The sequence below is a fragment of the Microbacterium sp. CR_7 genome (assembly GCF_041954755.1).
In the GTDB taxonomy this organism is placed as follows: domain Bacteria; phylum Actinomycetota; class Actinomycetes; order Actinomycetales; family Microbacteriaceae; genus Microbacterium.
Window position 1 is genome coordinate 156,290 of sequence record NZ_JAVAYF010000005.1, and the last position, 20,249, is coordinate 176,538.

Annotated in this window: 20 protein-coding genes; 14 read left to right on the forward strand and 6 right to left on the reverse strand. The window is 70.6% G+C overall.

From position 1 onward, the window contains the following. Nucleotides 1-102: 102 nt before the first annotated feature. The 4 genes from RAC81_RS12595 to RAC81_RS12610 are packed head-to-tail and all read left to right on the forward strand — an operon-like array spanning nucleotide 103 to nucleotide 4,817. Entirely contained in the window at nucleotides 103-768 is a 666-nt protein-coding gene (locus tag RAC81_RS12595) for an L-ribulose-5-phosphate 4-epimerase (protein WP_375082902.1), read from the forward strand. Then, nucleotides 765-2,348, forward strand: a complete 1,584-nt coding sequence (locus RAC81_RS12600) for a xylulokinase (protein WP_375082671.1) — start codon at nucleotides 765-767, stop codon at nucleotides 2,346-2,348. Before RAC81_RS12595 ends, RAC81_RS12600 begins: the two co-directional genes overlap by 4 nt. A 13-nt stretch (nucleotides 2,349-2,361) precedes the next feature. Beyond that, nucleotides 2,362-3,876, forward strand: coding sequence for an L-arabinose isomerase (araA, locus tag RAC81_RS12605; RefSeq protein ID WP_375082672.1), 1,515 nt, complete (start codon nucleotides 2,362-2,364; stop codon nucleotides 3,874-3,876). Next, nucleotides 3,876-4,817, forward strand: coding sequence for an aldose 1-epimerase family protein (locus RAC81_RS12610; protein WP_375082673.1), 942 nt, complete (start codon nucleotides 3,876-3,878; stop codon nucleotides 4,815-4,817). The genes araA and RAC81_RS12610 overlap by 1 nt, the downstream gene beginning before the upstream one ends. Nucleotides 4,818-4,834: 17 nt before the next feature. Here the strand turns inward: RAC81_RS12610 and RAC81_RS12615 are convergent, their stop codons facing one another. Then, nucleotides 4,835-5,419: an antibiotic biosynthesis monooxygenase gene (locus tag RAC81_RS12615; RefSeq protein WP_375082674.1), complete on the reverse strand. Its 585-nt coding sequence runs from the start codon at nucleotides 5,417-5,419 to the stop codon at nucleotides 4,835-4,837. Nucleotides 5,420-5,802: 383 nt separating this feature from the next. Here RAC81_RS12615 and RAC81_RS12620 point away from each other — a divergent pair, with 383 nt between their 5' ends. Then, the gene (locus RAC81_RS12620; RefSeq protein WP_375082675.1) at nucleotides 5,803-6,990 is read left to right on the forward strand and encodes a thiolase family protein; all 1,188 of its coding nucleotides are present in this window, start codon (nucleotides 5,803-5,805) and stop codon (nucleotides 6,988-6,990) included. 77 nt (nucleotides 6,991-7,067) lie between these two features. Here RAC81_RS12620 and RAC81_RS12625 read toward each other — a convergent pair whose 3' ends face one another. Further along, on the reverse strand, nucleotides 7,068-8,042 hold the full coding sequence (locus RAC81_RS12625) for a hypothetical protein (RefSeq protein ID WP_375082676.1): 975 nt from the start codon (nucleotides 8,040-8,042) through the stop codon (nucleotides 7,068-7,070). 444 nt (nucleotides 8,043-8,486) lie between these two features. On the opposite strand from RAC81_RS12625, the gene RAC81_RS12630 reads away from it, so the two are divergent. The 4 genes from RAC81_RS12630 (at nucleotide 8,487) to RAC81_RS12645 (ending at nucleotide 12,998) form a co-directional block, all read left to right on the forward strand. After that, on the forward strand, nucleotides 8,487-9,989 hold the full coding sequence (locus tag RAC81_RS12630) for a CoA-acylating methylmalonate-semialdehyde dehydrogenase (RefSeq protein WP_375082677.1): 1,503 nt from the start codon (nucleotides 8,487-8,489) through the stop codon (nucleotides 9,987-9,989). Nucleotides 9,990-10,037: 48 nt separating this feature from the next. Then, nucleotides 10,038-11,243 (forward strand): acyl-CoA dehydrogenase family protein, encoded by a 1,206-nt coding sequence (locus RAC81_RS12635; protein WP_375082678.1) that lies wholly within the window; start codon nucleotides 10,038-10,040, stop codon nucleotides 11,241-11,243. Further along, nucleotides 11,240-12,127 carry a 3-hydroxyisobutyrate dehydrogenase gene (gene mmsB, locus RAC81_RS12640; protein WP_375082679.1) on the forward strand — a complete coding sequence of 296 codons (888 nt, stop codon included), beginning with the start codon at nucleotides 11,240-11,242 and terminating at the stop codon, nucleotides 12,125-12,127. The genes RAC81_RS12635 and mmsB overlap by 4 nt, the downstream gene beginning before the upstream one ends. Before the next feature lie 94 nt (nucleotides 12,128-12,221). After that, nucleotides 12,222-12,998, forward strand: coding sequence for an enoyl-CoA hydratase (locus RAC81_RS12645; protein ID WP_375082680.1), 777 nt, complete (start codon nucleotides 12,222-12,224; stop codon nucleotides 12,996-12,998). A 21-nt stretch (nucleotides 12,999-13,019) separates the two neighbouring features. On the opposite strand, the gene RAC81_RS12650 is transcribed toward RAC81_RS12645, so the two are convergent. Genes RAC81_RS12650 through RAC81_RS12660 form a run of 3 tightly spaced genes read right to left on the reverse strand, consistent with a single transcriptional unit; the run spans nucleotide 13,020 to nucleotide 14,468 of the window. Beyond that, nucleotides 13,020-13,463 carry a YdeI/OmpD-associated family protein gene (locus tag RAC81_RS12650; RefSeq protein ID WP_375082681.1) on the reverse strand — a complete coding sequence of 148 codons (444 nt, stop codon included), beginning with the start codon at nucleotides 13,461-13,463 and terminating at the stop codon, nucleotides 13,020-13,022. Next, nucleotides 13,460-13,930, reverse strand: a complete 471-nt coding sequence (locus RAC81_RS12655) for an SRPBCC family protein (protein WP_375082682.1) — start codon at nucleotides 13,928-13,930, stop codon at nucleotides 13,460-13,462. The genes RAC81_RS12650 and RAC81_RS12655 overlap by 4 nt, the downstream gene beginning before the upstream one ends. Nucleotide 13,931: 1 nt before the next feature. Then, a complete protein-coding gene (locus RAC81_RS12660) occupies nucleotides 13,932-14,468 on the reverse strand; it encodes a MarR family winged helix-turn-helix transcriptional regulator (RefSeq protein ID WP_375082683.1) in 537 nt (178 codons plus the stop codon). Between the two features lie 109 nt (nucleotides 14,469-14,577). Between RAC81_RS12660 and RAC81_RS12665 the strand changes: the two genes are divergently transcribed. The 3 genes from RAC81_RS12665 (at nucleotide 14,578) to RAC81_RS12675 (ending at nucleotide 17,991) form a co-directional block, all read left to right on the forward strand. After that, nucleotides 14,578-15,354 carry an electron transfer flavoprotein subunit beta/FixA family protein gene (locus tag RAC81_RS12665; RefSeq protein ID WP_375082684.1) on the forward strand — a complete coding sequence of 259 codons (777 nt, stop codon included), beginning with the start codon at nucleotides 14,578-14,580 and terminating at the stop codon, nucleotides 15,352-15,354. A gap of 1 nt (nucleotide 15,355) precedes the next feature. Continuing rightward, nucleotides 15,356-16,327 (forward strand): electron transfer flavoprotein subunit alpha/FixB family protein, encoded by a 972-nt coding sequence (locus tag RAC81_RS12670; protein WP_375082685.1) that lies wholly within the window; start codon nucleotides 15,356-15,358, stop codon nucleotides 16,325-16,327. Between the two features lie 641 nt (nucleotides 16,328-16,968). Further along, nucleotides 16,969-17,991, forward strand: coding sequence for a cytochrome b/b6 domain-containing protein (locus RAC81_RS12675; protein WP_375082686.1), 1,023 nt, complete (start codon nucleotides 16,969-16,971; stop codon nucleotides 17,989-17,991). Between the two features lie 130 nt (nucleotides 17,992-18,121). Here the strand turns inward: RAC81_RS12675 and RAC81_RS12680 are convergent, their stop codons facing one another. Then, nucleotides 18,122-18,628 carry a GNAT family N-acetyltransferase gene (locus RAC81_RS12680; protein ID WP_096715007.1) on the reverse strand — a complete coding sequence of 169 codons (507 nt, stop codon included), beginning with the start codon at nucleotides 18,626-18,628 and terminating at the stop codon, nucleotides 18,122-18,124. A gap of 130 nt (nucleotides 18,629-18,758) precedes the next feature. Between RAC81_RS12680 and RAC81_RS12685 the strand changes: the two genes are divergently transcribed. Together RAC81_RS12685 and RAC81_RS12690 are read left to right on the forward strand one after the other, a co-directional pair. After that, nucleotides 18,759-19,319: an acyl-CoA thioesterase gene (locus RAC81_RS12685; protein ID WP_375082687.1), complete on the forward strand. Its 561-nt coding sequence runs from the start codon at nucleotides 18,759-18,761 to the stop codon at nucleotides 19,317-19,319. A gap of 2 nt (nucleotides 19,320-19,321) precedes the next feature. Continuing rightward, on the forward strand, nucleotides 19,322-20,173 hold the full coding sequence (locus RAC81_RS12690) for an SDR family NAD(P)-dependent oxidoreductase (protein WP_375082688.1): 852 nt from the start codon (nucleotides 19,322-19,324) through the stop codon (nucleotides 20,171-20,173). Nucleotides 20,174-20,249: the final 76 nt, after the last annotated feature.

A 20,249-nucleotide genomic window follows, 5' to 3' on the forward strand; every position in this document is an offset into this window, starting at 1 on the left:
CACTTCTGTGACCGGTCACAGTCGCCGTCCCGAAAACCACGAGGTCCCGTGAGCAACGAAGCCCCCACCTTTCCCGCCGAGGTCGACGCAGCCATCGCGGTGATGCGTGCCGAGGTCGCCCGACTGCACGGCGAGCTGGTCCGCTACGGACTCGTCGTCTGGACCGGCGGTAACGTCTCGGGCCGCGTCCCCGGTGCCGATCTGTTCGTGATCAAGCCCAGCGGCGTGAGCTACGACGACCTCGCACCCGAGAACATGATCCTCTGCGACCTCGACGGCGTGGTCGTGCCAGGCACGCCCGGCAGCGACCGCTCGCCGTCGAGCGACACCGCCGCGCACGCCTACGTCTACCGGAACATGCCCGACGTCGGCGGCGTCGTCCACACGCACTCGACGTACGCCGTGGCCTGGGCCGCGCGCGGCGAGGAGATCCCCTGCGTCATCACCGCGATGGCCGACGAGTTCGGGGGACCGATCCCGGTCGGCCCGTTCGCGATCATCGGCGACGACTCGATCGGCCGCGGCATCGTCGAGACGCTGCGCGGCCACCGCTCCCGCGCGGTGCTCATGCAGAACCACGGCCCGTTCACGATCGGGGCCGATGCGAAGGATGCGGTGAAGGCCGCCGTGATGGTCGAGGACGTCGCCCGCACCGTGCACCTTGCCCGCGAGGCGGGACCGCTGATCCCGATCCCGCAGGCCGCGATCGACAGCCTGTTCGACCGGTACCAGAACGTCTACGGCCAGACCGAGGACGCGCGCCGATGAGCGCCGTCGACGACCTCCGCGAGGGCCGGACGAGCCTGGGCATCGAGCTCGGATCGACCCGCATCAAGGCCTGCCTGATCGGCTCCGATCCCACCGCCGTGCTCGCGACCGGCTCGTTCTCGTGGGAGAACCGCCTCGAGGACGGTCTGTGGACCTACCCGCTCGCCGAGGTGTGGACGGGCCTGCAGGCCGCGTACGCAGAGCTCGTCGCCGATGCCGAGCAGCAGCACGGCATCCGCCCCACGGCGTTCGGGGCGATCGGGATCTCCGCGATGATGCACGGCTATCTCGCGTTCGACGAGGCGGGCGAGCTGCTCGTGCCGTTCCGCACCTGGCGCAACACCAACACCGGCGCGGCCTCCGCCGAGCTCGGCGAGCTGTTGGGCGTCAACATCCCGTTGCGGTGGTCGATCGCCCACCTGCATCAGGCCGTGCTCGACGACGAATCGCACGTGCCGCGCATCGCGAGCGTGAACACCCTCGCCGGATACGTGCACGAGAGGCTTACCGGCGAACGGGTGCTGGGGGTGGGCGACGCCTCGGGCATGTTCCCCATCGACTCCGCCACCGGCGACTACGACGAGCGGATGCTGCGCGCGTACGCCGCACGGACGGGCGACCTGCTTCCCCGCCCCCTCGACGAGATCCTGCCCGAGGTGCGCCCCGCCGGAGCGCCGGCCGGCGTGCTGACAGACGAGGGGGCGGCGCTGCTCGACCCGACCGGTGCCTTGCGCCCCGGCATCCCGCTCTGCCCGCCGGAGGGCGACGCCGGAACCGGGATGGTGGCGACGAACGCGGTCGCCCCTCGCACCGGCAACGTGTCGGCGGGAACGAGCATCTTCGCGATGGTCGTGCTGGAGCGACCGCTCGCCGGGGTGCATCACGAGCTCGACCTCGTGACCACTCCGGCGGGCGACGCCGTGGCGATGGTGCACTGCAACAACGGCGCCAGCGAGCTCGCCGCCTGGGCGGGACTGTTCTCGCGGTTCACCGCGGCCGCCGGACAGCCACTCGACGATGACGAGGTGTTCGACCTGCTCTTCCGCGAGGCCCTCGACGGGGAGGCGGATGCCGGTGGCCTGCTCGCCTACAACCACCTCGCCGGCGAGCCCATCGCCGGGCTCGACGCCGGACGCCCGCTCTTCGTGCGCACGCCCGACAGCGCCCTGACCCTCGCCAACGTCATTCGGGCGCAGCTCTACGGCGTGTTCGGCACGCTCGCGCTGGGCATGCAGGTGCTGAGCGACGAGGGCGTCGAACTGGACCGGATGTTCGCGCACGGGGGCATGTTCCGCACCGCGGGCGTGGCCCAGCGCTTCCTCGCCGGGGCGCTGGGAGCACCCGTCGCGGTCGGCGACCTCGCCTCGGAGGGCGGCGCCTGGGGCATCGCCGTGCTCGCGTCCTACCTCGCGCACGCCGACGACCGGTCGCTGGGGGAGTACCTCGACGAGACGGTGTTCGCCACGGCATCCGTCTCGCTCGCCGATCCCGACCCCGCCGACGTCGCCGGTTTCGCGACCTATCTCGACCGCTATCGGGCGGGGCTGGCCATCGAGGCCGCCGCCGTCGCGTCCCTCTGAAAGGCAGCACCGCATGACGCTCACCACCTCACTCGACGGCTACGAGGTCTGGTTCCTCACCGGCAGCCAGCACCTGTACGGCCCCGAGACGCTCGCGCAGGTCGCCGAGCAGTCGCAGGAGATCGCTCGACTGCTCGACACCGCCGCCGACGTGCCCGTGCGGATCGTCTGGAAGCCGGTGCTGACGGATGCCGCGGCCATCAAGCGCATCGCGCTCGAGGCGAACGCCGACGACGCGGTCATCGGGCTCGTCGCCTGGATGCACACGTTCAGCCCCGCGAAGATGTGGATCGCCGGTCTCGATGCGCTGCAGAAGCCGCTCGCCCACCTGCACACCCAGGCGAACGTCGAGCTGCCGTGGGCCGACATCGACTTCGACTTCATGAACCTCAACCAGGCCGCCCACGGCGACCGCGAGTTCGGCTACATCCAGACCCGCCTCGGCGTGCCGCGCAAGACGATCGTCGGCCACGCGTCCGATCCGCGCGTGCAGCGCGAGCTCGGCGTCTGGCAGCGGGCGGCCGCCGGGCTCGCCGCGTCGCGCGACCTGAAGCTCGCCCGTTTCGGCGACAACATGCGCTACGTCGCGGTGACCGAGGGTGACAAGACCGAGGCCGAGCTGCGCTTCGGCGTGCAGGTGAACACCTGGGGTGTGAACGAGCTGGCGGACGCCGTGGCGGCGGCATCCGATGCGCAGATCGACGCGCTCGTCGCCGAGTACGAGGAGCTGTACGAGGTCGCGCCCGAACTGCGGCGCGGCGGCGAGCGGCACCAGTCGCTGCGCGACGGCGCGGCCATCGAGATCGGACTGCGCTCGTTCCTCGAGGAGGGCGGCTTCGGGGCCTTCACCACGTCGTTCGAAGACCTCGGCGCGCTGCCGCAGCTGCCCGGTCTCGCCGTGCAGCGGCTCATGGCGGAGGGCTACGGCTTCGGCGCCGAGGGCGACTGGAAGACGGCGATCCTCGTGCGCATCGCGAACGTCATGGGTGCGGGGCTCCCCGGTGGAGCGAGTCTCATGGAGGACTACACGTACGACATGACCCCCGGTGACGAGCTGATCCTCGGCGCGCACATGCTCGAGGTGTCGCCCTCGCTGAGCACCGCGACGCCCACGCTCGAGATCCATCCGCTCGGCATCGGCGGCAAGGACGACCCGGTGCGCCTCGTGTTCACCGCCGACCCCGGCCCCGCTGTCGTGGTCGCGCTGAGCGACATGCGCGATCGGTTCCGCCTCACCGCGAACGTCGTCGAGAACGTCGCGCCGCGCGCCGCGCTGCCGAAGCTCCCCGTCGGCCGCGCGGTCTGGAAGCCCGCCCCCGACTTCACGACCTCGGCCGCCGCGTGGCTCACCGCCGGAGCGGCGCACCACACGGTCATGTCGACCGCCGTCGGGATCGAGGCGTTCCGCGACTTCGCCGAGATGGCCGAGGTCGAGCTGCTCGTGATCGACGAGAGCACCACGCTGCCCGAGTTCCAGAAGCAGGTGCGCTGGAACCAGGCGTACTACCGACTGGCGCAGGGGCTGTGATGGCGACCGTGCCGAGGTCGGGCCGGCAGCTGCACCTCGCCGCCCACGGCTACGAGGCCGACATCGCGAGCGTCGGCGCGACGCTGCGCACGCTGACGTTCGAGGGCCGCGACCTCGTCGTGCCGTTCGAGGCCGACGAGGTGCGTCCGGCCTATCGCGGGGCGACGCTGGCCCCGTGGCCCAACCGCATCGTCGACGGACGGTACCGCTTCCGCGGCGTCGAGCACCAGCTCCCGCTCACCGAGCCAGCGCGCGGGCAGGCCCTGCACGGGCTGCTCGCGTGGACGGAGTTCGAGGACAGACTCGTGCTCGACGACCGCGTCGTGCTCGCTGCCGTGATCGAGCCGCAGACCGGGTACCCGTTCCGCGTCGAGGTCGAGGTGGAGTACCGCCTCGACGCGAACGGTCTGGAGCAGACGGTGACGGCACGGAACCTCGGGGCGGATGCCGCGCCCTGGGGCACCGGACCGCATCCGTATCTCGTGGCGGGCCCCTCTCGCGGGTCGTCGAGCGAGAGCAGCGTCGATGCCTGGACCCTCAGCCTTCCGGCATCCGAGGTGCTCACGGTGACGCCGGACCGGCTGAGTCCCGTCGCCGTCGAGCCGGTGACCGAGCATCCGGAGTGGGATTTCCGCACCGCACGCCGGATCGACGACGTCTTCATCGACCACGCCTTCACCGGGCTCGCCCGCACGGACGGCAGCGCCGAGGTGCGCCTCACGACCGACGACGGCTCCGGGGTCGCGATCAGCTTCGACGAGCGCTGCCCGTGGGTGCAGGTGCACACGGCAGACACTCCCGAGACAGCGTCGACGCACCGGCTCGGACTCGCGGTCGAGCCGATGACCTGTCCGCCCGGCGCGTTCACCTCCGGGACCGACCTCGTCGTGCTCGAGCCGGGCGCCGTGCACGCGGCATCCTGGCGCATCCGCGCCCTCTGAGAGCGGGTGCGCGAGAGCTAGCGTGCGAGCCAGCGACGCAGCGAGCGCGTGACCCAGGGCAGAACCCAATAGGTCATGATCGGCGTGAGCACGAGGGTCGTCGCCAGTACCCGCAGCCAGATCGGCAGCTCGTTCCAGCCGGGGATCGGGCTCATGGCGTACGTGAAGAGAAGGTTCACGGGGAAGAACCCGAGCCAGATCGACACCGCCTGCTTCCACCGCGGGGGCGCCTTGACGATGGCGCCGGATGCCGTGCCCTCGGCGGTCTGCACGGTCACCGACCCGGTCGCCGGCTCGTCGAACCACCCCTCGATGCCGCTGCGGCGGCGCGAGCGCTCGCTGAGCACGAGGCCCTCGCCGGTCGCCAGCCAGGCCGCGCGCTCGGCCGAGTCCTCCCAGGCGACCAGCGTCTCCTCGTCGGCGAAGCGGTAGAGCATGTGCCACACGTGCGAATCGGCACCGGCGCGCACCCATCCGGATCCGAGGAAACCCGGGTACGTGTTCGCCATGTTGACGCCGCGCTGCACCCACTCCGTGGTCTCGCTGATGCGCGCGGGGTCGACCTCGCGGCGGATGGAGACGGTGATCGCTTCACTGGACATGACGGAGCCTCGCAGAGTGCGGCCCGGATCGCGGGCACATCGGAACGGGGGAGCGCCGGGGTGCGGGCGCCCGTCGATTCTAATTCGGATGCCGCGGCTCCCCGCGCGCGTTTCGCACCGCGCGAACCCTCGGACCCGCGAACCTGAACGCGCGTACATGTTCGCCCCGTACGGTCGGGGCATGATCAGTCATCCCTCGTCCGACCAGGACGCAGACAGACGCCCGAACCTTTCCCGCACGGAAGAGTCCGTGTCGGCCGACGAACCGGCGAGGGCCTCGCGGTCCCGCTCGGTCAAGCCCCGCCACATCTTCTCCCGCCCGCCGCTGCCCGCCGACTGAGGCGCCGCACCCCTCCGGCGCCGGCCGGGGAGAGAATGAGGGCATGAGCACGCGCAGCGAAGCCGTCCTGATCGATGTCGTCCGCACGCCCGTCGGCCGCGGCAAGCCCGGCGGGATGCTGTCTGGCGTGCACCCCGTCGACCTCGCCGCCGGAGTACTCGCCGCGATCCTCGACCGCAGCGGCCTCGAGTCGCGTCAGATCGACGACGTGCTGCTCGGCTGCGTGAGCCAGGTGGGAGAGCAGTCGTCGAACATCGCGCGTCAGGCCGTGCTCGCCGCCGGATTCGACGAGACGGTCCCCGCGGCGACGATCGACCGGCAGTGCGGGTCGAGTCAGCAGGCCGTCCAGGCCGCGGCGCAGGGCATCATGGCCGGAGCTTACGACGCGGTGATCGTCGGCGGCGTGGAGTCGATGAGCCGGGTGCCGCTCGGATCGTCGGCGTCGGTCGCCGGGAGCCCGATGTCGCCGCGCCTGCGCGCCCGGTATCCCGACGGGCTCGTCAATCAGGGCGTCTCGGCCGAGCTCATCGCGGCGCGGTGGGGGCTCGACCGCGAGGAACTGGACGCGTACGCGGCCGAGTCGCACCGGCGCGCGGCCGTCGCGTGGGAGGAAGGGTTCTTCGACCGCACCGTGATCTCCGTCGACGAGGCGCCTGAGGCGCGCGGCGACGAGACCGTGCGGGCGGGGACGACGGCATCCGCTCTCGCCGGTCTGCAGCCGGCGTTCCGCACCGATGCGCTCGCCGAACGCTTCCCCGACCTCGACTGGCGCATCACGCCGGGCAACTCCTCGCCGCTCACCGACGGAGCCTCGGCGGCGCTGATCATGAGCGCGGAGCGCGCCGACCAGCTGGGGCTCACGCCGCGGGCGCGGTTCCACTCGTTCGCCGTGGTGGGCGACGACCCGCTGATGATGCTGACCGGGCCCATACCCGCGACGCGGCGGATCCTCGACCGCGCCGGGCTGTCGATCGACGACCTCGACGCATACGAGGTGAACGAGGCGTTCGCCTCGGTGCCGCTCGCATGGGCCGCCGAGACCGGGGCGGATGCCACGAAGCTCAACCCTCGCGGCGGGGCGATCGCGCTGGGACACGCGCTGGGGTCATCGGGTACGCGCCTGCTCGGCACGCTGGTGGATCATCTCGACGCGACCGGCGGCCGTTACGGGCTGCAGACCATGTGCGAGGGCGGCGGCATGGCGAACGCGATGATCGTGGAGCGTCTCTAGCACCTGCTTTCGAATCGCTTGCCTTGCAGCTTTCGCTCGGTGAGAACTGCAATTCAAGCGATTCGAATGGTCGAGGCTCAGTGTCGGAGCGCGGCGGCGACACGGCGCACGAGAGTCTCCGGGGATCGCAGAAGGGGAGCGGTGACCTCGATCACGGTCCACCCCGCAGCTCGCAGCGCGGCGAGACGCTCGACGTCGGCCGCCCATCTCTCGCCATGGAGCATGCCGAGATACTCGATCGCGACTCGCTGCGCGGGGTACGCCATATCCACGCACGCGATGAATCGTCCGCCCACGCAGACATCGAAGTTCAGTCGAGGCTCGGGAAGTCCGGCGTCGATGAGGATGCAGCGGACGAGGCTCTCGCGCGGCGACCACGCGTCGGTGCGAATGAGGTCGAGGGCGGCCCGAAGCCGGGCGGCGCCGCGACGACGACCCGCCTCCATCGCGCTCCGCAACTGCGTGACGTTCGCGAGCGGGGGCCGACCCTCGTCCCTGCGCCCGTGACCCGCCCGCCAGACTCTGCAGAAGTAATCGCCGAGCGCGACGAGGTTCGGCACGGACAGTGTGCCGAGCGATGCCCAGGTCGCCGACGGTGACGTCACCCTGAGCCCGCGATGCTCCTGCACGGCGGTCATGCTCGACAGTGTCCTGTGGCCGGTGATGCCAGCCGCGCGAGGGAAGGGCACGTGTCCTGACGCGCTGACATGAAGGGGGAGCTCAGCGTACTCCGCGATGCCGCCGGTATCCGAGAACTCCAGCGGCAGTGGAGCGCCCCAGATCGATGCGGCAGTGGTATGGCTGAAGAAGTGGCCGGAATGCAGGCGGACCGCATAGATGCGTGCGCGTTCCACGCGGCATAGGCGCTGCCGCTCGTACGGGTCGTCGATGTCGCGGAAGGCGTTAGACGCGCCGCGCGTGATCCGAACGCCGTGGAAGGGCGCGGCCAGTGCGCGACGTCGCAGCTCGCTGCGGCTGGCGCCTTCGAGTCGTGCGATGTGCACGGAGAAGGCGTCGTCATGGGGGCCGAGGGCTTGGTCGTCAGTGCTCATGACGGCACGCTGGCACGGCGTTCTCGCAGTGGCGGGGTTATCCACAGACAAGGTCGATTCGAATCGCGCAAATGGCGAATCGAAAGTCAGGCAACTGCAATTCGAGCGATTCGAAAGGGCGTCTCCGAACAACCGGGTCCGGATGAAGAAGACCCCCGCCGACCCGATTCGGCGGGGGTCTTCGCGGCGTGGGACACCGCGACGGGAGCAGATGCTCACCGCGAAGCGCGGATGACGTGACCACCCGATCCGGTCTGAGCCCTGTGTCCGCGCTCCAGCAGTTGTACTCCGCCGAGGTGACCGGCCGGTGAACGCGCGGCGAACTCCTCATCCCTGTAATCCATCCCTGGTTTCCGAACGGAGATATATGGATGCCCTAGTAATTAATCGGATGCCGAAGTACACTCGCATTGTGCCAATGACGGCCCGAAGGGACATCGCACAATGACTCGCACCATCCCCCACTTCGTAGGCGGATCGCATCTCACTCCCGAGGACGGCCGCTTCGCCGACGTGTTCGACCCGAGCTCGGGGTCGGTCCAGGCCCGAGTACCGCTCGCCTCGGCCGAGGAGGTGCGCGCAGTCATCGCGAACGCCGAGTCCGCGCGGGTCGAGTGGGCCGCGACCAACCCGCAGAAGCGCGCACGGGTGCTCCTGCGGTTCCTCGACCTCGTGCAGCGCGAGATGCAGTCGCTCGCCGAACTGCTCGCGAGCGAGCACGGCAAGACCGTCGACGACGCGAAGGGCGACATCCAGCGCGGCCTCGAGGTCATCGAGTTCTCCGCCGGGGCGCCGCACCTGCTCAAGGGCGAGTATTCGACCGGAGCGGGCGCAGGCATCGACGTGTACTCGATGCGGCAGCCGCTGGGCGTCGTCGCCGCGATCACCCCGTTCAACTTCCCCGCGATGATCCCGCTCTGGAAGGCAGGCCCCGCGCTCGCCGCCGGCAACGCGGTCGTGCTCAAGCCCAGCGAGCGCGACCCCTCGGTGCCGGTGCGCCTCGCCGAGCTGTTCCTCGAGGCGGGGCTGCCCGCCGGCGTCCTCAACGTCGTGCACGGCGACAAGGAGGCCGTCGACACACTGCTGGCCGACGACCGCATCCGTGCGGTGGGTTTCGTCGGCTCCACCCCGATCGCGGAGTACATCTACGCCACCGCCGCCGCGCACGGCAAGCGCGCGCAGTGCTTCGGCGGCGCGAAGAACCACATGATCGTCATGCCCGACGCCGATCTCGACCAGGCCGTCGACGCCCTGATCGGCTCGGGCTACGGATCTGCGGGCGAGCGCTGCATGGCGATCTCGGTCGCGGTCCCGGTCGGTGAGGAGACGGCGGATGCTCTCGCCGCGAAGCTCCGGGAGCGCGTCGCCCGACTGCGGGTCGGTCCGGCGCTCGCGAGCGACGTCGACTACGGGCCACTCGTCACCCGCGCCGCCGTGGAACGCGTCGAGGGATACATCCAGCAGGGCGTCGACGAAGGCGCGACGCTGCTCGCCGACGGGCGAGGGTTCACGGTCCCCGGTCATGAGGAGGGCTTCTACCTCGGTCCCACCCTCTTCGACCACGTCACGACCGACATGGCGATCTACCGCGAGGAGATCTTCGGCCCGGTGCTCGTGATCGCCCGCGCAGCGGACTACGAAGAGGCGCTGCGGATGGCGTCCGAGCACGAGTACGGCAACGGCGTCGCGATCTTCACCCGCGACGGGGATGCCGCACGCGACTTCGCCGCCCGCGTCGAGGTCGGCATGGTCGGCGTCAACGTGCCCATCCCGGTGCCGATCGCGTACTACACGTTCGGCGGCTGGAAGCGCAGCGGGTTCGGCGACCTCAACCAGCACGGAGCCGACGCGTTCCGCTTCTACACGAAGACGAAGACCGTGACGAGCCGGTGGCCCGCGGCCGGCATCCGCGACGGAGCCAGCTTCGTCATCCCCACCATGCATTGACCACCGGTCGTTGAGCGAGCGCAGCGAGACGAAACGCAGGAGAGAGATATGACCGACACCATCACCGTCACCACCGCCGAGGAGCGCGAGGCGATCATCGGCGCCGTCCGCGAGTTCGCCGACACCGAGCTCGCGCCCTTCGCCTCCGAGCGCGACGAGAAGCACCTCTTCCCGCGGGAGTCGCTGCACAAGGCAGGCGAGCTCGGACTCGGCGGCATCTACGTGCGCGAGGAGTTCGGCGGCACGGCGCTCAGCCGCACCGACACCGTCGCGATCTTCGAGGAGCTCGCGAAGGGCGACCCCGCGGTCGCCGCCTACATCTCGATCCACAACATGGTCGCGTGGATGATCGACACCTACGGCGACGAGGCGCAGCGCGCGGCCTGGCTGCCGCAGCTCACCGCCATGCAGGAGTTCGGCGGCTACTGCCTCACCGAACCCGGAGCCGGGTCGGATGCCGCGAACATCGCCACCAGTGCTGCCCGCGACGGCGACGACTACGTGCTCACGGGGGTCAAGCAGTTCATCTCGGGGGCGGGCGAGGCCGCGGTGTACGTCGTCATGGCGCGCACCGGCGAGCCGGGAGCCCGCGGCATCAGCGCCTTCCTCGTGTCGGGCGATGCGCCCGGGCTGAGCTTCGGGCCGCCCGAGAAGAAGATGGGCTGGCACGCGCAGCCCACGAGGCCGGTGATCCTCGACGGGGTGCGGGTTCCGGCATCCGCTCTCCTGGGTGAGGAGGGTCGCGGTTTCGCGATCGCGATGTCGGCGCTCAACGGAGGCCGGCTGAACATCGCTGCCTGCTCGCTCGGCGGGGCGCAGTGGGCGCTCGATCGCGCCGTGCAGTACGTGCACGAGCGGGTCGCGTTCGGTGAGCCGCTCGCCGAGAAGCAGTCGATCCTCTTCCAGGTCGCCGATATGCGCACCGACCTGCAGGCCGCGCGGCTCATGGTGAGCGACGGCGCGCGGGCCGTCGACGAGCACGCGCCCGACGCGACGATGCGCTGCGCCATGGCCAAGCGCTTCGCCACGGATGCCGGTTTCGACGTCGCCAACCGCGCGCTGCAACTGCACGGCGGCTACGGCTACCTGCAGGACTACGGCATCGAGCGGGTCGTGCGCGATCTGCGGGTACACCAGATCCTCGAGGGCACGAACGAGATCATGCGCCTCATCGTGGGGCGCGAGATAATGCGGCCGTCGGGTTCAGCGTCCCTGCAGCGCAGCGGCGGCAGCGCGATGCGGAGCGCGTCATGACAAGGGTCGCCTTCCTCGGCCTCGGGCACATGGGGCTGCCGATGGCACGGAACCTCGTCGCCGCAGGGCACGAGGTGCACGGCTTCGACGTCGTGCCGGCGGCCGTCGAGGCGGCGGAGGCGACCGGCATCCCCGTGGCCGCGAGCGGAGCGGATGCCGCAGCCGACGCCGACGTCGTCATCACGATGTTCCCGGCGGGGAAGCACGTGCTCGATGCGTACCGCACCGAGCTGCTCGCCGCCGCGCGGCCGGACACCCTCTTCATCGAGTCGTCGACCATCGCCGTCGACGAGGCGCGGGCCGCGCATGCGCTCGCGCTGGCCGCCGGGCACCGCAACATCGACGCTCCCGTGTCGGGCGGTGTCGTCGGCGCCGAGAACGGGACGCTCGCGTTCATGGTCGGCGGGTCCGACGAGGACTACTCCGCCGCGCTGCCGCTGCTCGAAGTCATGGGCAGGCGCGTCGTGCACTGCGGCGGCCCGGGGCTCGGCCAGGCCGCGAAGGTCTGCAACAACATGGTGCTCGCGGTGTCGCAGATCGCGGTGGCCGAGGCGTTCGTGCTCGGAGAGCGGCTCGGGCTCGAGCACCAGGCGCTGTTCGACGTCGTGTCGCAGGCCTCCGGGCAGTGCTGGTCGATCACCACGAACTGCCCGGTGCCCGGTCCCGTGCCGACGAGTCCCGCGAACCGTGACTACCAGCCGGGCTTCGCCGGGGCGCTCATGGCGAAAGACCTCGGCCTCGCGCTGCAGGCGATCGAGCAGACCTCGACGCATGCCCGCATGGGGCGCCTCGCCCAGGAGATGTACGCCGCGTTCGCCGCGGGCGACGGTGCCGGTCGGGACTTCTCCGGCATCATCACCGACATCCGCGACGGGTCCGTGTGACGATCGTCCTGCGGGGGGTTTCGAGTCGCGCAAAGTGCAACGATTCGGCACCGCTCGTTGCAAAGCACGCTATTCGAAGACGGAGAGGGCCCTCATGACCGAGTACGAGACGATCCTGGTCGAGCAGCGCGGACGGGTCGGGTGGATCACCCTGAACAGGCCGCAGGCGCTGAACGCCCTGAACTCCCAGCTCGCCGAGGACATCACGGCCGCGGCTACGGCCTTCGACCTCGACGACGGCGTGGGCGCGATCGTCGTCACCGGCTCCGAGAAGGCGTTCGCCGCCGGAGCCGACATCAAGGAGATGGAGGGCATGTCGGGCGACGAGATGCTCGAGACCGACCACTTCGGCATCTGGCACGAGTTCGCCGCGGTGAAGACGCCCGTGATCGCGGCGGTGTCGGGCTTCGCGCTCGGCGGTGGATGCGAGCTCGCCATGATGTGCGACATCATCCTCGCCGCCGACACCGCGAAGTTCGGTCAGCCGGAGATCAACCTCGGCGTCATCCCCGGCATGGGCGGCACGCAGCGTCTCATCCGCGCGGTCGGCTACTACAAGGCCGCCGAACTCGTCCTCTCCGGTCGCTTCATGGGCGCCGAGGAGGCGGAGCGGTCCGGTCTCGTGTCGCGCGTGGTCCCGGCATCCGATCTGCTCGACGAAGCCGCCGCGCTCGCCGAGACCATCGCGTCGAAGTCGCTCCCGTCGGTCTACGCGGCGAAGGCCGCGCTGGATGCCGCGATGGAGACATCGCTCGCCGACGGCCTCGCACACGAGAAGCGGGCGTTCGCCGCCCTGTTCGACACCGCCGACCAGAAGGAGGGCATGGCCGCCTTCCGTGAGAAGCGTGCACCCGACTTCCAGAACCGCTGAGTCGTGGGACCGACGATCGGCTCAGGCGCGCAGCGACGCGACGATCTTCTCGATGCGCCGGTCGCGGGTGGCTTCCTGCTTCGCCTCGGCGACCGAGCGGGCGTGCTCTTTGCGCGCAGAGGGGGACAGGGCGTCGAAGGTGGCGCGCAGCGCGGGGTCGGCGTCGAGCGCGGCGGCGAGCGGCGGCGGCACCTCGACGGTGCGCTCGGCGGCATCCACGCGGATCACCGCGTCGACCTCCTGGCCGATCTCGACTCCGAGGTCGCTCCGCACCGCCTTGCTGAACCCGATCATGTTCTCTCCGCCCATGCGGGCGAGTCGCAGCCGGGCGGTGCGTCCGTCGATCGTGACGGCGACCGGGAACGCCTTGCCGGCGCCGAGAGACGATACCTGCTCGTCGGTGAGGAGGATGGCGGCGGCGGGGCCGCGTCCGGTGAGAGTGGTGTGGACACGCAGTTCGCTCATGGCGACAGGGTACGCCCGCGGCCCTCGATCTCGGAGGAGATGGTGTCGTTGCGCTCCGCGATGAGCCGCCGCAGGTACGCCGTCATGAAGAGCCGGTCGACGACGCGCCCGATGGGGCCGAACGGGGAGCGGAACGTGATCGTGTCGCGCATGAGCGTGCCGCGCTCGTGCGGGCGGAACTCGTGCTCGTGCAGGAACGCCCCGAAGGGACCTGCGATCTGGCGGTCGCGGAACGCGCGGGGCTCGTCGATATCGAACACCATCGACCGGAGCCGGAACGGGATGCCGAGGTGCCGCGCCCGCCACGTGACCGTCGACCCCTCCGTGAAGACGCCGCCGGCCGGAGCCTCGACCATGGTCTCGCCGTGCCGCGCCATCGACCGCACGTGCAGCTCGGGATCCAGCGATGCGGCGAAAACCTCGGCCGGCGGAGCGGCGATCACCCGCTCGAGCACGAAGCGCGCCATGTCAGAGCGCTTCTGGCTGCGGGCGCGGATCGGCGAAATCGCCGGCTGCTTTGCGCATGCGCGCGACGATCGCGACGAGCTCGGTGGCGTCGTCGCGGCTGATGCCGGGGTCGGAGAAGACCTCGGCGTTGAGCGCGGCTGTGGCCCTCTCGACGAGGTCGCGACCGGTCGGCGTCAGGGCGAGCAGCGCGGCGCGTCCGTCGTGGGGGTGCGGTTCGCGCACGATGAGCCCGTCGCGCACGAGGCGCTCGGCGGTGCTCGTCACGGTCGTCGCGTGCACCTGCAGACGGGCGACGACGCTCGACAGGGGCAGGCGGCCGGCCCGGCTGAACGCCAGCAGGCGCAGCATCTCGTACCGGGCGAACGTCAGCGCGAAAGGTTTCAGGGTCGCGTCGACCCGCGCGAGCAGCAGCTGCTGGGCCCGCATGACCGAGGTCACGACGGTCATGCCGTCTGCGGCATCCGTCCATCCGTGCGCGAGCCACTGCCGCTTCGCTTCGGCGAGCGGATCGACGGGCAGAGGGCGGGATCGGACCACGTCTCTACGCTAGGGCATGCGGCGATCCGCAGATCGCTGGTTCTCGGTCGCTTTCCTGATGGGACTCAGTTTCACCACGCTAGAATCGAGGCAGTGTGAGGAGCATTCGATGAAGATCTTCGTCCTGGTCAAAGAGGTGCCGGACACCTACGGCGACCGCAAGCTGGACCTCGAGACCGGCCTGGCCGATCGCGCCGCCGGAGACGTCGTGCTCGACGAGATCACCGAGCGCGCTCTCGAGGTCGCGCTGAGCCACGCCGACAAGAACGAGGGCACCGAGGTCGTGGCCGTCGCGATGGCCCCCGAGGGGTCGACCGCGTCGGTGCGCCGAGCTCTCGCGATCGGCGCCGGATCGGCCGTGCACATCGCCGACGAGCGCCTCGTCGGCGCCGACCTGGGGCTCACCGCCGAGGTGCTCGCCGCGGCGATCCGCCGTGGCGCGCCCGACCTCGTCATCACCGGCAACCTCTCCACCGACGGCTCCGGCGGCGTCATGGCCGCGATGCTCGCGGAGCACCTCGGCTGGCCGCACGCGACCGCGCTCACCGCGGTCGAGATCACCTCCGACGGCATCACTGGCACGAGAGCAGCGGATGCCGGGGCGCAGCCGATCTCGGCATCCCTCCCCGCCGTCATCTCGATCACCGAGGCGCTGCCCGATGCGCGGTTCCCGAACTTCAAGGGCATCATGGCGGCGAAGAAGAAGCCGCTCGAGGTGCTGACCCTCGACGATCTCGGCGTCTCGGCCGATCCGGGCGAGGCCCCGCGCACGATCATGACCGCCGTGTCGGAGAAGCCACCGCGCGCCGCGGGCGTCAAGATCGTCGACGAGGGAGATGCCGCCCAGAAGCTCGTCGACTACCTCGCAGAGAACAGGCTGGTGTGACATGAGCTACCCCGAGAACCCCGTGCTCGTGCTGGTCGACGTCGACCCGTCCGGCGCACCGGCCAGCAGCACCGCAGCCCTGCTCGGCGCCGCGTCGAGCATCGGCTCGCCCGTCGCGCTCATCGTCGGCGGAGCGGAGAATGCCGCAGCTACGGCGACCGCAGCCGGTGCCGCCGTCGTGCTGACCGCCTCCGGAGACGACTCCGTGCTCACCGTGCCGGTGGTCGACGCCCTCCACGCTGCGTTCGAGAAGGTCCAGCCGGATGCGGTGCTCATCTCGAACTCGATCGCGGGGCGTGACGTCGCGGGGCGCTTCGCCGCGCGCACCCGCAGCGCGCTCTGCGTCGACGCGGTCGGGGTCTCCCGCGACGACGAGGGGATCGTGGCGCATCACTCCGTGTACGGCGGGGCCTACCTCGTCGACGCGGCGCCCACCTACGGCGCTCCCGTCATCACGGTGCGGCAGGGCGCGGTCGAGGCCCGTGCCGACGCCGTGGATGCGCCCATCGTCGAGGAGCTCGCCGTGACGGCATCCGGCGCCGCCGCTGCCACCGTCGGTGCCGTCGAGGCGGTCGAGACGACGTCGACCCGCCCCGAACTGCGCGGCGCGCAACGCGTCGTCTCGGGCGGACGCGGACTCGCGTCGAAGGAGAAGTTCGTGCTCGTCGAGGAGCTCGCCGACGCGCTCGGCGCCGCCGTCGGAGCATCCCGCGCCGCCGTCGACGCCGGGTACATCCCGCAGTCGCACCAGGTCGGCCAGACCGGCGTCTCCGTGTCGCCGCACCTGTATGTCGCTCTCGGCATCTCCGGAGCCATCCAGCACCGCGCAGGAATGCAGACCGCCAAGACGATCGTCGCGATCAACAAAGACGCCGAGGCGCCCATCTTCGACGTCGCCGACTTCGGCATCGTCGGCGACCTGTTCACCGTCGTCCCCCAGGTGATCGCCGCCCTCGAGGCGCGGAAGAAGTAGACATGGCAGAGCGGATGCTGCGTCGCGGCCTCCCGCGCACACCCGGCGGCGAGCCCTGGCCGCCCGCAGGGGTGGTCGAGGTCGCCGCGGTCGCCCAATCATCGGTCGTTGAACCCCCGGTCGTCGAGCGAGCGGAGCGAGACGAAACGCGGCAGGGTTCCACGGTCGCCGAGCCCCCGGTCGTTGAGCGAGCGGGGCGAGACGAAACGCGGCACACCGCCGGTACGACCCTGCGCCGCGGACTCCCGCGCACGCCCGGCGGGGAGCCCTGGCCGCCTGCGTCGTCCGTGGCGGCGCCGTCCGGTGGGGACCGCGTTTCGTCTCGGTCGGCTTCGTCGTCCTCGCTCAACGAGCCGCGGGGTGGGAATGCGTCGACTCCGTCGTCCTCGCTCATCGAGCCGCGCGGTGGCGATGCGACCGTGGCGGCGCCGACCGGTGGGGACCGCGTTTCGTCTCGGTCGACTTCGTCGTCCTCGCTCGACGACACGCGGGATGGGGAAACGGCATCCGTGCGGCGGGGACTCCCGCGCATCCGCGGAGGCGAGCCGTGGCCGCCCGCCGGCACCGTCGCCTCCCTCGTCACATCGGGGGCCGACACGCCAGATGTCGGACCGATTCCACCTGCAACGCCGACACCCCGCGTGTCGGCCCCCGGACTTGCGGGCACGGTCGCCACGGTCGCCGACGTCTCCACGCCGCTCCCGTGGACGAAGACGGTCTGGGACGGCCGGGCCCCGCGCCATGTCGCCGCGACCCCGGCATCCGCCCGTCGTCGTCCGACCTGGCCGCAGGCGATCGCCGGACTGTTCGGCGCCGCGGCCCTCGGCATCCTCGCGGGCGCCGCCGTGGCCTTCGTGCGGGCTCTGCTGAGCCTGCCGTTCATGCAGGACTTCCTCGCCGCGTTCCCCGGCGAGTACGAACCCGCCGTGCACGTCGAACCGGGCTTCGCCCCCTGGATCGGGTGGCAGCACTTCTTCAACGTGTTCCTCATGGTGCTGATCATCCGTTCGGGTCTGCGGATCCGCACCGAGAAGCGTCCGACCGCGTTCTGGACGCCTCGGAACAACCCCAAGGGCAAGACCAGCCTGACGATCTGGTTCCATCAGGCGCTCGACATCCTGTGGCTGGCGAACGGCGTGATCTTCGTGGTGCTGCTGTTCGCGACCGGCCATTGGGCGCGGATCGTGCCGACGAGCTGGGAGGTCTTCCCGAATGCCCTGTCGGCGGCGCTGCAGTACGTCTCGTTCGACTGGCCGCATGAGAACGGCTGGAACAACTACAACAGCCTGCAGCAGATCGCCTACTTCGCGACGGTGTTCCTCGCCGCGCCCCTCGCTGCGGTGACCGGTTTCCGCATGTCGGGGATGTGGCCCAAGAAGGCCGAGCGTCTCTCGAAGGCGTACCCGATCGAGTGGGCCCGCGCCCTGCACTTCCCGGTGATGCTGTACTTCGTGGCGTTCATCATCGTGCACGTCGCGCTGGTGTTCCTCACCGGCTTCCTGCGCAACCTCAACCACATGTACGCGGCGCAGGATGCCGTCACCTGGACCGGGTTCTGGGTGTTCGTCGCGTCCATGGTCGTGATCGCGATCGGCTGGGTCGCGGCGCGTCCGCTCGTGATCGCGCCGATCGCGAAGCTGTTCGGCAACGTCTCGGGCCGCTGAGCTCGCGGCCCTGCACCGCATCTGACCCCCGGGCCACCCCTTTACGTGCGAACCACCCCTGCGCGTTCAACACGCACAGGGGTGGTTCGGCGGGAAAGGGGTGTTTCGGCGAAGGGCGGCCGAGACCGGGTCAGCGGGTGAAGCGCACCTCGGTGAGGGTCTCGCCGAGGAACGGCTCCGTGTGCGTGGCGCCGTCGAGGGTGAAGCCGTTGCGCGTGTAGAAGCGGTGCGCGCGGGGGTTGTCCTCGGCGACCCAGAGGTACAGGGGCTCGTCCTTCTCGACCGCGGCGTCGAACAGCTTCTGGCCGATGCCGGTGCCGTGCCACGCGTCGAGCAGGTAGATGAAGTAGAGCTCGCGGAACGCGGGGGCGTCCTTGTCGCGGGCCGGACCGGAGCCGGCGAAGCCCACGATCTCGCCGTCGACGAGGGCCGCGTTCATCGTGAACTCGGGGCCTTGCGCGGCCCAGTGCGTCCACAGCTCGGCCATGCGCCGGGGCGAGACCTTCTCGAGCGCGGCCTTGCTGATCAGGTGGTCGTAGGTCTCGTGCCAGCACTGGGCGTGCACGCGACCAAGGGCTTCCGCGTCCACATCACGGACCGGACGGACGATGACTTCAGGGTGGGCTTCGGCGCTCATGCGGTGACTCTACGCGCGGCACACACGATCGAGAAATCGAGCAGGATGCCGAAATGCCGCTGTAACACCACATGGAGGAATCTGACAACGATGTTCGCCGATCGTGCACCGATGGCTACGATCGATCCTCGTGAACGTGATCTGGCGCACCCTCCTGGTGATCCTCGCAGCCCGTCGTCGCGCACGGCGCGGCAAGACCCTCGACCCGACCGCTGTCGGCACCATCCGGCTGACGACGCTGCCGAGCGACATCGACATCCTCCGCCATATGAACAACGGGCGGTACCTGTCGCTGTTCGACCTCGGGCGATGGGACCTGCTCATCCGCACCGGGCTCTTCGACGCCATGAAGGACCGCGGCTGGTACGCGGTCGTCTCGAGCGAGACGATCACCTTCCGCAAGTCGCTGCAGCTGTGGCAGCGGTTCGAGGTGCAGTCCCGATTCATCGGACACGACGAGAAGGCCCTCTTCATGGAGCACCGCGCCGTCGTCAAGGGACAGGTGTACGCGCGAGCGATCGTCCGCGCCAGGATGCTGCGCCGCACCGGCGGCACGGTCAGCAACGAAGAGCTCTTCGCCGCCGTCGGCAAACCCGACGGCGTGCGCGAGATCGACGCCTGGGTGCACGACTGGGCCGCGGCATCCGCTCTGCCTCCCGTGCGCATGCCCGCGCCGAGCGAATGGAGCTGACCATGACGGATGCCGGCACGCACCGCCCCGCACGCACACTGCTCGTCGGGTGCGGCGCGCTCGGCACGGCACTCGGCGAGCGGCTCGTCGCCGACGGAGGCGCGGTCACCGCGATCCGTCGCGATGTCTCGGGGCTTCCCGACGCGTTCTCGACGATCGAGGCCGACCTGCGGCATCCTCTCTCGACGCCGCTGCCGCCGTTCGACGCGGTCGTGATCACGCTGCCGCCGGGCGTCGGGCCGGAGGGCTCGATCTACCCCACCGCGCTCACGCATCTCGCGGCCGCGCTGCCCGCTCGCGCGGAGCGCGTGATCTTCGTCTCGTCGACCAGGGTGTTCGAGGGGTACGGCTCGCAGGACTTCGGCGGAACCGACGGGCGCGCCCCGCTCACCGAGGCCGACCCGACGCTCACGACCGGTGAGCGCGGCGATGCTCTCGTCGAGGGGGAGGACCTCGCGGTCGACCTGCTCGGAGCGATCGTCGTGCGGCCCGCCGGGATCTACGGTCCGGGGCGGGACTCGCTGATCCGCCGCGTGCGCGAGGGCGCCGCCGTCGACCACGAGCGCCGCACCAACCGCATCCACGAGCACGACCTCGTGCGGCTCCTCGACGTGCTGCTGCGCATGGACGCCCCGCCCGCCCTGGTGCACGCGATCGACTGCGAGCCCGTGCGGCTGGGCGCGGTCGTGGCGCACATCGCCTCGCGGTTGGGCGTCGCGGCTCCGCCGCAGAGCGAGGGGGATGCCGGCGGCGGCACCGTGCTCGACGGGCGCCTCGCCCACGCGCTGCTGGAGGAACTGTCGTACCCGACGTTCCGCGAGGGCTACGACGAGATGCTCGCCGCGGGCGGCTGACCGACCCTCCGAGCCACCCCTTTCGACGCGAGCCACCCCTTCGCAGACCGACCGAACAGGGGTGGCTCGCGCACAA

Excerpts from the sequence above, each read along its gene's own strand:
- RAC81_RS12595 (WP_375082902.1), top strand. The coding sequence starts at position 103 with ATGCGTGCCGAGGTCGCCCGACTGCACGGCGAGCTGGTCCGCTACGGA.
- RAC81_RS12600 (WP_375082671.1), top strand. The coding sequence starts at position 765 with ATGAGCGCCGTCGACGACCTCCGCGAGGGCCGGACGAGCCTGGGCATC.
- araA (WP_375082672.1), top strand. The coding sequence starts at position 2,362 with ATGACGCTCACCACCTCACTCGACGGCTACGAGGTCTGGTTCCTCACC.
- RAC81_RS12610 (WP_375082673.1), top strand. The coding sequence starts at position 3,876 with ATGGCGACCGTGCCGAGGTCGGGCCGGCAGCTGCACCTCGCCGCCCAC.
- RAC81_RS12615 (WP_375082674.1), bottom strand. The coding sequence starts at position 5,419 with ATGTCCAGTGAAGCGATCACCGTCTCCATCCGCCGCGAGGTCGACCCC.
- RAC81_RS12620 (WP_375082675.1), top strand. The coding sequence starts at position 5,803 with ATGAGCACGCGCAGCGAAGCCGTCCTGATCGATGTCGTCCGCACGCCC.
- RAC81_RS12625 (WP_375082676.1), bottom strand. The coding sequence starts at position 8,042 with ATGAGCACTGACGACCAAGCCCTCGGCCCCCATGACGACGCCTTCTCC.
- RAC81_RS12630 (WP_375082677.1), top strand. The coding sequence starts at position 8,487 with ATGACTCGCACCATCCCCCACTTCGTAGGCGGATCGCATCTCACTCCC.
- RAC81_RS12635 (WP_375082678.1), top strand. The coding sequence starts at position 10,038 with ATGACCGACACCATCACCGTCACCACCGCCGAGGAGCGCGAGGCGATC.
- mmsB (WP_375082679.1), top strand. The coding sequence starts at position 11,240 with ATGACAAGGGTCGCCTTCCTCGGCCTCGGGCACATGGGGCTGCCGATG.
- RAC81_RS12645 (WP_375082680.1), top strand. The coding sequence starts at position 12,222 with ATGACCGAGTACGAGACGATCCTGGTCGAGCAGCGCGGACGGGTCGGG.
- RAC81_RS12650 (WP_375082681.1), bottom strand. The coding sequence starts at position 13,463 with ATGAGCGAACTGCGTGTCCACACCACTCTCACCGGACGCGGCCCCGCC.
- RAC81_RS12655 (WP_375082682.1), bottom strand. The coding sequence starts at position 13,930 with ATGGCGCGCTTCGTGCTCGAGCGGGTGATCGCCGCTCCGCCGGCCGAG.
- RAC81_RS12665 (WP_375082684.1), top strand. The coding sequence starts at position 14,578 with ATGAAGATCTTCGTCCTGGTCAAAGAGGTGCCGGACACCTACGGCGAC.
- RAC81_RS12670 (WP_375082685.1), top strand. The coding sequence starts at position 15,356 with ATGAGCTACCCCGAGAACCCCGTGCTCGTGCTGGTCGACGTCGACCCG.
- RAC81_RS12680 (WP_096715007.1), bottom strand. The coding sequence starts at position 18,628 with ATGAGCGCCGAAGCCCACCCTGAAGTCATCGTCCGTCCGGTCCGTGAT.
- RAC81_RS12690 (WP_375082688.1), top strand. The coding sequence starts at position 19,322 with ATGACGGATGCCGGCACGCACCGCCCCGCACGCACACTGCTCGTCGGG.